This window comes from Rhodococcus sp. KB6, assembly GCF_001445685.1.
GTDB classification, from domain to species: domain Bacteria; phylum Actinomycetota; class Actinomycetes; order Mycobacteriales; family Mycobacteriaceae; genus Rhodococcus_F; species Rhodococcus_F qingshengii.
The window spans coordinates 52,486-64,783 of sequence record NZ_LNAK01000043.1 but is presented as its reverse complement, the minus strand read 5'-3'; the positions used below and the strand labels follow the sequence as shown (position 1 = coordinate 64,783).

Annotated in this window: 11 protein-coding genes; 6 read left to right on the top strand and 5 right to left on the bottom strand. The window is 62.6% G+C overall.

Translation table 11 applies throughout. The features are described 5' to 3' along the window. The first annotated feature begins 29 nt into the window (after positions 1-29). Positions 30-1,250, top strand: coding sequence for a CoA transferase (locus ASU23_RS07320; protein ID WP_058037638.1), 1,221 nt, complete (start codon positions 30-32; stop codon positions 1,248-1,250). A 66-nt stretch (positions 1,251-1,316) separates the two neighbouring features. On the opposite strand, the gene ASU23_RS07315 is transcribed toward ASU23_RS07320, so the two are convergent. After that, complete coding sequence (locus tag ASU23_RS07315; protein WP_058037637.1) at positions 1,317-2,474, bottom strand: acyl-CoA dehydrogenase family protein; 1,158 nt, start codon at positions 2,472-2,474, stop codon at positions 1,317-1,319. A 288-nt stretch (positions 2,475-2,762) separates the two neighbouring features. On the opposite strand from ASU23_RS07315, the gene ASU23_RS07310 reads away from it, so the two are divergent. The 5 genes from ASU23_RS07310 to ASU23_RS07290 all read left to right on the top strand — a co-directional run bounded on the left by ASU23_RS07310 (position 2,763) and on the right by ASU23_RS07290 (position 8,873). Beyond that, positions 2,763-4,133 (top strand): MFS transporter, encoded by a 1,371-nt coding sequence (locus ASU23_RS07310; RefSeq protein ID WP_081305412.1) that lies wholly within the window; start codon positions 2,763-2,765, stop codon positions 4,131-4,133. A gap of 134 nt (positions 4,134-4,267) precedes the next feature. Beyond that, positions 4,268-5,398 carry a thiolase family protein gene (locus ASU23_RS07305; protein ID WP_030537190.1) on the top strand — a complete coding sequence of 377 codons (1,131 nt, stop codon included), beginning with the start codon at positions 4,268-4,270 and terminating at the stop codon, positions 5,396-5,398. Positions 5,399-5,452: 54 nt separating this feature from the next. After that, positions 5,453-6,217: an SDR family NAD(P)-dependent oxidoreductase gene (locus ASU23_RS07300; RefSeq protein ID WP_007729494.1), complete on the top strand. Its 765-nt coding sequence runs from the start codon at positions 5,453-5,455 to the stop codon at positions 6,215-6,217. 41 nt (positions 6,218-6,258) lie between these two features. Beyond that, positions 6,259-7,914: a class I adenylate-forming enzyme family protein gene (locus ASU23_RS07295; RefSeq protein ID WP_172827034.1), complete on the top strand. Its 1,656-nt coding sequence runs from the start codon at positions 6,259-6,261 to the stop codon at positions 7,912-7,914. Then, entirely contained in the window at positions 7,911-8,873 is a 963-nt protein-coding gene (locus ASU23_RS07290) for a nitronate monooxygenase family protein (RefSeq protein WP_058037635.1), read from the top strand. Before ASU23_RS07295 ends, ASU23_RS07290 begins: the two co-directional genes overlap by 4 nt. Here ASU23_RS07290 and ASU23_RS07285 read toward each other — a convergent pair. The 4 genes from ASU23_RS07285 to ASU23_RS07270 are packed head-to-tail and all read right to left on the bottom strand — an operon-like array spanning position 8,870 to position 12,273. Further along, positions 8,870-9,766 carry a LysR family transcriptional regulator gene (locus ASU23_RS07285; RefSeq protein WP_003939949.1) on the bottom strand — a complete coding sequence of 299 codons (897 nt, stop codon included), beginning with the start codon at positions 9,764-9,766 and terminating at the stop codon, positions 8,870-8,872. The genes ASU23_RS07290 and ASU23_RS07285 overlap by 4 nt on opposite strands. A gap of 3 nt (positions 9,767-9,769) precedes the next feature. Next, positions 9,770-10,672: a LysR family transcriptional regulator gene (locus ASU23_RS07280; protein ID WP_007729501.1), complete on the bottom strand. Its 903-nt coding sequence runs from the start codon at positions 10,670-10,672 to the stop codon at positions 9,770-9,772. Between the two features lie 30 nt (positions 10,673-10,702). Continuing rightward, the gene (locus ASU23_RS07275) at positions 10,703-11,515 is read right to left on the bottom strand and encodes an enoyl-CoA hydratase/isomerase family protein (protein WP_030537193.1); all 813 of its coding nucleotides are present in this window, start codon (positions 11,513-11,515) and stop codon (positions 10,703-10,705) included. Continuing rightward, the gene (locus ASU23_RS07270; RefSeq protein WP_030537194.1) at positions 11,512-12,273 is read right to left on the bottom strand and encodes a crotonase/enoyl-CoA hydratase family protein; all 762 of its coding nucleotides are present in this window, start codon (positions 12,271-12,273) and stop codon (positions 11,512-11,514) included. The genes ASU23_RS07275 and ASU23_RS07270 overlap by 4 nt, the downstream gene beginning before the upstream one ends. Positions 12,274-12,298: the final 25 nt, after the last annotated feature.

Genomic DNA, 12,298 nt, shown 5'->3' with positions numbered 1-12,298 from the left:
ACACACTCTTCTATCACGGAGGACCACACATGACTCAGAGCCCAGGCCCGCTGTCCGGGCTTCGCATCGTCGAGGTCTCGAGCTTTGTCGCCGCGCCGCTGTGCGGACTGACGCTCTCCCAACTCGGCGCCGAGGTGATCCGGATCGACCCGATCGGAGGTGCCTCCGATTACAACCGCTGGCCCGTCACAGACAAGGGCGAGAGCATCTACTGGACCGGACTCAACAAAGGCAAACGGTCACTGTCAGTGGACATGCGCGCCGAACGCGGCCAAGAACTGATACGCCAACTGGTCACGGCGCCGGGACCTGGCGGCGGAATCCTGGTCACCAACGCCGGCGGCCGTAAGTGGATGAGCCACGACTCCCTGGCCCAGTTGCGTAGCGACGTCATCACCCTCGAGATCCTCGGACGCCGCGACGGCAGCCCCGGAGTCGACTACACGGTCAACGCCGCCTTGGGATTTCCACAGATCACCGGCCCCGCCGACTACGCCGGAGTTGTCAACCACGCACTGCCCGCCTGGGACGTCGCATGCGGGCTCTACGCCGCCCTGTCGATCACTGCCGCAGTGCGCCAACGTGACTCGACCGGACATGGATCTCGGATCACGCTCCCACTCGAAGACGTCGCATTGGCCACCGCGGGAACCCTCGGTTACCTCACCGAAGTACAAGTGAACGGTCGCAGTCGCGAGTCCGGCGGAAACGCCGTCTACGGCACGTACGGAATCGATTTCGTCTCCAGCGACAACGACCGGTTCATGATCGTTGCACTCACTACCCGCCATTTCCGCGACCTTGCGTCGGTCACCGGCACCACGGCGGCTGTCGACGCTGTCGAAGCTGCACTCGGAGCCGACTTCTCCACCGAAGCGGATCGCTACCGTCATCGAGAGGTACTCACTGCTCTGTTCTCACATTGGTTCCGGGAACACAGCGGCGCCGAGATCGCTGCAGCGCTGGACACATCGTCGGTTCTGTTCGAGAGGTACCGCAGTTTCGAGGAAGTGGTGAAATCTGGCGAACTGGAGAACAACCCGATGTTCTCCGCACTCGATCAACCTCGAATCGGAAGCTACCTGGCTGCCGCCAATCCTGCCTCGTTCGACGGCGCACACCTGGGTACCGGACCCGCCTCCGAGGTCGGCGGCGATTCGATCGCGGTGCTCGCCGACATCCTCGGAACCAACGCCGATCACGCCTCGACGCTGATCGCGGACGGCGTCGTCGGGGTTCCGGCGAACTGACCTACCCGGAAGATGTTTTCGGCCTCGGAACATTTGTTCCGAGGCCGAGAACATGTCGAGAGTGCGTCAGAGACCAAGATCCTTCGCGATGATGGTCTTCATGACTTCACTTGTGCCACCGTAGATTCGTGTGACACGCGTGTCTGCGTAAAGACGCGCGATGGGATACTCGGTGATGTAGCCGTACCCGCCGTGCAATTGGAGGCACTTGTCGATCACTCGACCTGCCGCCTCGGTGCAGAACAGTTTCGCCTTCGCTGCGTCGGGAATCGTCAGAGTGCCGCGGTCATGACATTCGAGTGCGTTGTCGGACACCAGCTGGATGGCATCAACCTCGGTAGCGCATTCGGCCAGAACGAATTTGGTGTTCTGGAAGGCCGCGACCGGCTTGCCGAACACCTTGCGGTCCTTGACGTAGTCGGTGGCAAAGCGAAGCGCTGCACTGGCAGTGGCGGCCGCTCCGAACGCGATGGTCAACCGCTCCTGAGCCAGGTTGTGGGTCAGATAGCTGAAGCCGTCGCCCTCTTCTCCGAGTCGGTCCTCGACGGGCACCTTGACGTCGACAAACGAAAGCTCCGCAGTGTCGGAGGTCTTGAGCCCGATCTTGTTGATCTTGCGCCCCACCGAGTATCCGGGCGACGACGTATCGATCACCAGAATCGACAACCCCGTGCGCCGGTTCTCCGCTGTGCTGGGCGCGGTACGGCACACCACCAGGACGCGGTCGGCAAGTACTCCACCGGTGATGAACGTCTTGGAACCATTGACCACGTAGTGCGTACCGTCCTCCGACAGCTTGGCCGTGGTCGCGATGTTCGCCAGATCCGATCCTGTTCCCGGTTCGGTCATCGCAATCGCGAACATCAGATCTCCGGAAGCGAAGCCCGGCAACCAGCGGCTCTTCTGTTCTTCGTTCGCGTACTCGAGCAGGTAGGGCAGGATCAGGTTCGTATGCACCGACTGCGAGCCGAACGACGCCCCGGCGGCAGCAACTTCCTCGGCGACGACGACGTTGAACTTGAGCGACTTCTCGCCGCCTCCGCCGTATTCCTCCGGCACCTGAATTCCGAGTACGCCCAGCTCTCCGAGTCGTCGGTAGAAGTCACGGGGCGGGTGACCGTCCTCTTCCCACTTCTCGTGGACCGGGGTTACTTCCTTCGCGATGAAATCGCGAACGGTTGCCCGGAATGCCTCGTGATCCTCGTTGAACACGGTGCGCTGCATGTATGAACTCCAGTCGGTCAAGGGGACAGGGTGATCCTGATCTCACCTTGCCTCAATGTTCCGCATTCGATCCAACACTCATCGGCTATGCGTCCGATAGGGCGTACCAATATGGCCTGACCTGCGATACATAGGCAACCGCTATCGTTCCGATCATCGACGCGACATTGCTCAAAGTGATCCAGAACACGTTGAATGAGTCAGCCGGCAAACACACCACCATCGATCGCTTCGAGGCCGCGCTTCGAGCACGATCGCATCCGCCCACCAGTCTCGAAGGGACGCCACGTGACCCCCATCGCGCCACAGCGTAACGACGTCCAGCCCGAAGCAACAGCAACGCCAGATTCGTCAGCAGTTCCCGTCTTCGGTACCCGCAAGCGTGCGTGGACGATGACCGGGCTCGTCGTTTTCCTCTACATCGTCAACTACGCGGACAAGGCAGTCCTCGGAATCATCGCTCAGCCCCTCGCTCGTGAGCTCGGACTGAAGTCTTCGCAAATCGGCATGGTCGGCTCGCTCTTCTTCCTGATGTTCTGCATCGGTGGATTCCTCGCCGGACCGCTCAACAAGTACCTGACCCTGCGTTGGGCGCTGTTGATCCTGGCCGCAATCTGGTCCGTGGTCATGCTCCCCCTCGTTCTCGGCGCCAGCCTCGCGATGTTGATCGTCTCGCGCATGCTCCTCGGATTTGCCGAAGGCCCCAGTTCGGCGCTGATGCACACCGCGGCGTACTCGTGGCACCCGCCGGCCAAGCGCGGCCTTCCCGGCGCAATGCTCGCCGGATCCGCCTCTGTCGCAAAGATCGCCCTCGCGCCGGTACTGACCTTCATCGCCGTTCATTACGGCTGGCGCGCAGCGGTTCTCTCGCTCTCCGTTCTCGGTCTCGTGTGGATGGGTTGCTGGCTGGCCGGTTGGTCCGAGGGCCCGTACACGAGCAAGGCCGTCAAGGCGACCAAGACTGCAGATACAGAAGCACCCGAGGCAGCCGGGACAGCCACGAAGGCGGTCACCGAGCCCAACGTTCCGTGGCGCAAGATCCTGCTCTCCCGCACCTTCGTCAGCTGCTGCTTCCTCATCGCGACCATCTACGCGCTGACCACCGTCGTTCTCACCTGGTTGCCGTCGTACTTCGAGGTCGGCCTCGGATACAGTGCTATGCAGGCCGGTTCGATGTTCGCGCTGCCCTCGATCGTCGGTCTCGTCCTCATGATCACCTCCGGTTCCGTCACGGACAAGTTGATCGGCCGCGGCTTCACCTCTCGTACGGTTCGCGTCATCGTTCCCTGTGTCGGCGTTCTGATCTGCGGATCGATTCTCCTGTTCCTGCCACAGATCTCCACTCCCATCGTCGCTGTCGCCATGGTCTCGATCGGCTACGGGTTCTCGGCAATCACCTTCCCGCTCATCAACGCTGCGATCTCGGAGCTGTGCCCGCCGCAGCAGACTGCCGGAACGATGGGATTCTTCCTCGCCATCATGTCGATCGGTGGCCTGATTGCTCCTTACGCAACGGGAGTCATCGTGGACAACGCTGCAACCCCGGCCGACGGTTACGCCCAGTCCTTCCAGGCAATCGGCGTCATCGGAGTGATCGCCGCGGTTCTGGTCCTCGTCTTCGCCAATCCCGAGCGCGATCGCAAGCTCATCCGAGGCTGAGTACTCCACGTATAGCCATTCGCTAACAAAGCCATTCACCGAAAGACATTGCCGGGTCGACCCGCTCGTGATCGACTCGAGACACGCCCCGACCGCACAGTCGCAGAACCGGGCACGAACAGCAGGAGAGATACATGCGAGATGCCGTCATCGTCGACGCAGTACGTACACCGATCGGCCGTCGCGGCCGCGCCCTCTCGGAGATCCATCCGGCCGAGTTGTCCGCCCATGTACTGCGTGCGCTCGCTGAACGGACCGGACTCGACGCGGCGACGGTCGACGACGTGATCTGGGGTTGCGTCAGTCAGGTCGGCGAGCAGGCCGGAAGCATCGCCCGCACAGCGGCACTCGCTGCCGGCTGGCCCGACAGCGTTCCCGGCGTCACGCTGACCCGGGCCTGCGGATCGAGCCAGCAGGCAGTTTCCTTTGCTGCGGCCACCGTCATCTCCGGTCAGAACGACGTGGTCGTAGCCGGAGGCGTCGAATCGATGTCACGAGTACCGATGGGTACCGCCAGCAAGAACGGTGAGCATTTTCCGGCTTCGGTACTCGAACGCTACGGGGTGGACGGTTTCAGCCAGGGGACCGGCGCCGAGATGATGGCCCGCAAATGGGCACTCACACGAACAGCTCTGGACGAATACTCCCTCCGCTCACACGAACTCGCGGCCCGTGCCACCGATGAAGGGGCATTCACCGGGCAGATCACTCCGATCGCGGGCTTGTCCCAGGACGAAGGCATTCGGCGAGGCGGAAGTGTGGAGTCGCTCGCGAAGTTGCCCCCGGCCTTCGACACCGACGGTGCCATCCACGCCGGCAACTCTTCTCAGATCTCCGACGGGGCGGGCGCCACACTCGTCACGACCAGCGAGTACGCCCGGGCACGCGGGTGGAAGCCGCTCGTTCGTATTCACACCGCAGTGGTCGCAGCCGACGACCCGGTCATCATGCTCACCGGTCCGATTGCCGCCACCGCAAAGGCATTGGACCGCTCCGGATTGTCCATCGACGACATCGGCGCCTTCGAGATCAACGAGGCATTCGCCCCCGTCCCGCTTGCCTGGCAGGCTGAAACCGGCGCAGCCATCGATCGTGTGAATCCGCTCGGCGGCGCTATCGCGGTCGGCCACCCACTCGGCGGATCAGGTGCGATCTTGATGACTCGCCTGGCACATCACATGCGCGACAACGGAATTCGATACGGTCTCCAGTCGATGTGCGAGGCCGGCGGCATGGCCAATGCGACCATTCTCGAATTGATCTGACCCGACAACGCTTTCGGGCCGACACGTCATCCAGCAGGAAAGAAGAATTGATTCATGAAACTCGAGGGACTTTCCACCGCGATCACCGGCGGCGCTTCAGGCCTCGGCCTGGCAACCGCTCGACGGTTGCTCGACGCCGGAGCGCAGGTCACGTTGATCGATCTGCCTTCGTCCGACGGTAAGCAGGTGGCGGCCGATCTCGGTGCTGCCGCACAATTCGCCCCGGCCGACGTCACCGACAGCGAACAATTCGCCGAAGCACTCGACGCGGCGCACGAGCGCGGCGGCCTCCGCGGCGTCGTCCACTGCGCGGGCGCCGGGCGTCGTATGCGCATTCTCGACAAGGACGGAAAAGCCGGATCGGTCGAAGATTTCGAGTTCGTCGTCAAGCTGAATCTTGTCGGTTCGTTCAACGCACTCCGTCTCGGCGCCGAGCGGATGGCGGAACTCGACGCAGTGGACGGTGAGCGAGGTGCCATCATCATGACGGCGTCGGTCGCAGCATTCGAAGGTCAGATCGGTCAGATCAACTACACAGCGTCCAAAGCCGGCATCGTCGGTATGACGGTCACCGCTGCCCGCGATCTCGCCAGCCGCGGAATCCGCGTAAACACCATTGCTCCCGGCATCATGGACACTCCCCTGCTGGCGCGCCTACGCGAAGACGTGCGCACGGCCCTCGAAGCCTCTGTTCCCAATCCCTCACGACTGGGTCGTCCGGACGAGTTCGGCCAGCTCGCCGTCTCGATGCTCGAGAACGGCTACCTCAACGGCGAGACCATCAGACTCGACGGCGCTATCCGAATGGCTCCCCGGTGACGGGCACCAGCGTGATCGCCAATCCACAACTGCGGCACAACATGCACTACCCGGATACCACCATGGCGTACTGGGCGCCCAGCATGGCGGCGCTCTACGGTGACCGCCTCGCCGTCGTGGACGGCGAGCGTACGTGCACCTTCCGCGAACTCGGTCAGCGCAGTGCGCAATTCGCCGGCGCACTGCGGCAAGCCGGGGTGGGCGTCGGCGACGTGGTGTTGATGCACCTCGGGAACTGCGTCGAGTTCCTCCAGGCTTACTACGGATGCCTACAGGCCGGGGCGACAGTCACATTGGTCAACCCACTGCAGCCAGAGCTCGGCCTGCGCAAGCAGATCGAAGAGACGTCCGCCGTTGCTGCAGTGACTCAGAGTTCGCAGCTGCACGTACTGCTCGCGGCCGCTTCAGGAACCTCCGTGCGTACGATCGTGATGGTCCAGGACACCGAGGGCGCGCTCGACACACCGGAGTCGGTCGTCGCATTCGACTCCTTCATCGCCGATCTACCCACCGAATTCACCCCTGCCTCGGTTCGTAGCGACGACATCGCACACATCGCGTTCACCGGCGGAACCACCGGAGTCTCCAAAGGTGTTCGTGTTCTTCACCGCAACGTCGTCGGCAACATCACGCAGATGTGTGGGTGGAGAACCGGTCACGAGTTGGAAGCAGGTCCTGACGGTCTCGTCACGCCTCGACGCATCGACGGCCTCGACGTGCTCGGTCCGACGCCCGGGACCGGGGCGACCATCGTGGTCTCCCCTCTCTTCCACGCACATTCGTTGCTCAACACGTCGTTCCTGTTGATTTCCGGTCTCACCCAGGTGTTCGCCGGTCGGTTCGAACCCGGCCGGATGCTCGAGCTGATCGAAAAGCACGAGGCCACCTATCTCACCGGGTCTCCCGCCATGTGGCACGCACTGTCGGTTCATCCCGACGCTACGGTGCGCAACACCGACAGCGTGTGCGTCGTGTCTTCGGGTGCCGCCCCGATCGACAGTGTCACGCTCGCCGCACTCCGCCGGGCATTTCCCAAAGCGCTCGTCGTCGAAGGGTACGGGCTGACCGAGGCCACCTGTGTGGTCACGGCCGCTCCGCTGATCAACGGCTCGGAATATCGGCAGAGCAGCGTCGGCCTCCCGATCTTCGACACCGAAATCCAGATTCGCGATCAGCTCGACCGGAAGACCGTTCTGGGCGAGAACGAACGCGGCGAACTGTGGGTGCGTGGGCCTCAGGTCACCGACGGCTATCTCGGACACCCGGAAACCACCGCAGAACAGTTCGTCGACGGCTGGTTGGACACGGGAGACATCGCGTACCTGGACTCGGACGGATACCTCTTCATCTGTGACCGGGCCAAGGACATGCTCATCTACAAGGGGTACAACGTCTATCCGCGGGAACTCGAAGAGATTCTGGTTTCGCACCCGGCGATCTCGACTGCCGCGGTTGTCGGCCGCGAAGTGGGGAGCAACGGCCAGGAGCCCGTAGCCTTCGTGGTGATGATTCCGGGTGCCGAGTTCGACGCCGAGCAGATCAAGGCGTTCGTCGCCGAGCAGGTGCTGCCGTACAAGAAGATTCGCGAAGTCGTCGAGGTAGAACTCCTTCCGACATCGGCTGCCGGTAAGGTCCTCAAGACCGACCTCCGCTCGAGACTTCTCGAATCCGTCGATCAGAAAGGCGGTTCCAGGTGACGACCTTCGCAGACCTGACGTCGCAACTGCGTGTCCCGGTTCTCGCTTCACCGATGTTCATCATCTCGACTCCTGACCTCGTCATCGCGCAGTGCACCTCTGGCATCATCGGGTCCTTCCCGGCACTGAATGCTCGTCCGCAGTCGGCACTTCGGGATTGGCTCAAACTGATCACCGTGGCTCGTGAGGAACATGATCGTGAGCACCCGGAGAATCCGTCGGCGCCATTTGCCGTCAACCTCATCGTCCACCGGTCCAACAACCGCCTGGAAGAGGATCTGGCGACCATCGCCGAGTTCGAGGTTCCGATCGTCATCACGTCCCTCGGCGCTCGCACCGACATCAACGACGCAGTCCACGCATACGGCGGAATCGTTCTCCATGACGTCATCGACAATCGCTTTGCACGCAAGGCGATCGAGAAGGGCGCCGACGGACTGATCGCGGTAGCTGCCGGGGCCGGTGGTCATGCCGGTAGGCAGTCACCGTTTGCCCTGATTCGGGAGATTCGTGAGTGGTTCGCCGGTCCACTGCTGTTGTCAGGTGCCATCGCTCATGGTGATTCGATTCTCGCTGCGCTCGCGGCCGGGGCCGATTTGGCATACGTCGGATCAGCTTTCATCGCAACCGAAGAGGCTAACGCGAATCCTGCGTACAAGGAGATGATCGTGGGTTCAGGGGCCTCCGACATCGTCTATTCCAACCTGTTCACCGGAGTACACGGAAACTACCTGCGGGGCAGCATCGTTGCCGCCGGCTTGGACCCCGACAACCTGGCCGAATCCGATCCATCCGCAATGAGTTTCGCGACCAACGACACCGATACCAAGGCCTGGCGTGACATCTGGGGCGCCGGACAGGGCATCGGAGCGATCGATGCAGTCCTTCCGACGCATGCAGTAGTAGAGCGTCTCGCCGCCGAGTACTCTGCCGCGCGAGAACGAATCTGCCGACTCTAGTGCTGTGACCGGCGTTCGTCGGACAGGTACTCGTGGATAAGGTTCACGAATACCTGTCCCACCGGCGACAACGTCGAGGGGTCGAAGGCGAGACCGTACGCACGCAGGAATCTCGGCTCGCAGGCCCGTTCCACCACCTGACCAGGCATCGATTTCGCCACCGAGCGCTCGACCAACGAACCGCCGAGTCCGGCGATGACCATCGGGAGCCGCGACTCCCGTTGCTCGGTCACCACCGCGAGTTCCGTTCTGGTACCGGCCTTTCGGATCGAATCTTCGATCGCGTCACCCATCGCTGCCCCGCGAGGAACGAATACCATGGGAATGTCCGGCATTTCCGAAAGGCGTACCGGCCCCTCGGGTAGTTCCGTTCCAGCCGGGTAGACCAGGCGGTATTCCTGCTCCCCCAATTCGACGATTTCGAGCCCTTCGCCCGCCTCGAGCGGCAGATGAGCCACCGCGAATTCGCAGTGGCCGTCCCGGATGAGACTTTCCAGATTGTCCTCACGCTCGAGTTCCGAGAATCTGACTCGTGCTTGCGGATACCGTCGACAGAACTCCGCAATCAGATCGACGATCGTCCCCGAGGTCAGTGCAGGGAAAGCCATGATGTCGAGGCGACCGACGATGGCGCCATCGGATGCCGTCAACTGTTCAGCCGCCGCAGCTACGTCTCGCAAAACCTGTCGACTCGGGCCGACCAGACTGCGACCGGCAGCACTGAGCACCATGCCGCGCCCGATGCGGTGGAACAGCCTCACTCCCAGTTCACGTTCGAGCCCGCGCAACGCTTGTGACACGGTCGGCTGAGCAACGCCGAGAGCCGCTGCGGCGCCGTTGATCCCCTTGTTCTCGACCACTGCGAGGAAGTACTCCATCTGCCGGAACTCCACAGTTCACTCCTCTTCCGTGGACGGAACGGCGGAGGTGGCCATTTCCGCAGCCGTCGCGATGAATGCAGCGGCCGCCGGGGATTGCTCGCCCGAGCGATAGACGATACCGACGTCGCGTGTCAGCGGCGGATCGAAGGAGAAGGCGCAGACGTCTGTCATCTGCTGTTGTGCAACCCTTCTCGGCACTACAGTGGCGCCGATTCCTCGACGCACGAGTTCCCACGTGGTCACAGGGTGGACACAGTCCACGACTACGTTCTCGGCGCCTTCGCTGAGCAAGCCCCGGAACTGATTCGATTGATCACCGAGATCGACCACAAGCGGCAAACTGTGCAAGAGCGCTCGCGGAACCGGATCCGCCAACGGCGTTGCAAGTCGGCCGGACAACGACGCATGGGTGGCGAGCACCAACTCCTGAGTGGCAATCGGAGCCGTGACCAAACCTTCGTACCCGATACTCAGATCGGTGACGCCGACCTCGGCCGACCCTCGCCGCAACGCATTGTCGACCCCGGCCGGGCCGTACGTGTCGAGAACACGCACGACGATCTTCGGGAAGTTGGCCCGGAATCGCCGGACCAACTCGACCATCGGATCGATCGAGAACGCCGAGTACGAGACGACGTCGACACGACCGAACTCGAGTTCGCGAACGGCGGTCACTTTCGCCTTCGCGCGCTCGACGTCGGCAAGGATTCTCCTGGCCGCGAGATCGAACGTGCGGCCCGCGTCGGTAAGAACCAACCGCCTGCCCGTCCGGTCGAACAGCGTGGCGCCGAGTCGACGCTCGAGCGTACGAATTGCCTGTGACAGCGAGGGCTGCGAAATGTAGAGAGCCTGAGCGGCCTTCGTTATCCCACCGTGGTCGACAACAGCGACGAAGTAGGTGACGAAGTGCAGATCCACTCATCCATCATACGACCAGCGATCCGTCGCTCACTCCACCCGAGTTGCCCCTGGTACGGCCCACTCTCCGGTGAAGATCGGCTCCCGCTTTTCCACGAAGGCACGAACCGCGTCGGTGGCATCCGTCGCAAAATTGACCGCTTGCGCCCTCGCCTCGTTGTCCAAGGCCTCCCGCAACGAGAGGGAGGTGTGACGTTCGAGCATGGCGGCAGACTGACTCAGTGCGGCCGGCGGGCCGGCGGCGAGCCGCTGCGCCAGTGTTGACGTGTGTTCGTCCAGCTCGGCCGGTTCGACCAGATAAGTCACCAACCCGAGCTCGTAGGCTTCCTGTGCGTCGATCGTCTCGGCAAGCATCACCAGTCGCTTGGCTTGTTGGAGGCCGACCAGTCTCGGCAGGATCCACGAACCACCGAAGTCGACAGACAACCCCCGTTTGGCAAAGATCTGGCTGAACTTCGCACCCTTGGCCGCCACGACGAAGTCGCAGAGCAACGCCATGTTCCATCCGGCTCCGACGGCAAACCCGTCGACCTTCGCCACCAGAGGTTTGGGAAACTCACTCAGTGCGATTGCCGTTGCGTTGATGACACGCATGCGATCGAGCGGGTGCGACGAGCCACGCTTGTCCAGATCGGAGCCCGCGCAGAAGGTCCCATCCGCGCCGGTCAGGATCACCGAGCGAATCTGCGCGTCCTCTTGAAGTTCGAGGACTGCTTCACGTAGAGCGATCCAGGCGTCGAGATCGAGAGCGTTGCGGCGGTGCGGCCGACAGAGAACAATCGTCGCGACAGCACCGTCTCGTTCGATGCTTACGGCCGCACGCTCGATCGTCTCGGCACTCATGAACCACTCCACACGGGAGAGCGCTTCTCGGCAAATGCCGTGGCGCCCTCCTTGGCATCACGAGAGGTGAAGACCGGATCGATGAATTCGCGTTGCGCGACAAAGGCATCCGGATCGGTGTACTTGGCGGACATTGCCAGTACCTGCTTGGTCGCGCGAACAGCCAGTGGACCGTTAGCCGCTACTCGGGCCGCAAGCTCGCGTGCGACGGTCAGCGCGTGTCCCGGTTCGGCGAGCCGATTGACCAAGCCGTGATGATGCGCCACGGTGGCACTGAGTGGATCCCCCGTGATCGCGATTTCCATGGCCAACTGATACGGAAGAATTTTCGGCAGACGTAGGAGTCCGCCGGCGGCCGCGGCAAGTCCCCGCTTCACTTCGGGCAGGCCGAATTTCGCGTCCGTGGACGCCACGATCAAGTCGGCTGCCAAGGCCAGTTCGCAACCGCCGGCGAGTGCCCAACCTTCGACGGCTGCGATCAGCGGCTTCGACGGCGGTGCCTCGGTCAGACCGGCAAAACCACGACCCGGTAGCGATGGCCGCTCTCCGCGCGCAAATCCCTTCAGATCCATACCGGCGCAGAAGGTTCCACCAGATCCGGTCAGAATGCCGATGGTGAGATCGGGGCGTTCCTCGAACTCGTCGATCGCGGCGGCGAGTGCCTGTGCGAGTTCCAGGTTGACCGCGTTCTTGGCCTCGGGACGATTGAGGGTGATGACGGCAACGCCGTCGGCGAAGTCGGTGAGCACGACGCTCATGTTCGGTTCCTACTTCCGTGATGAG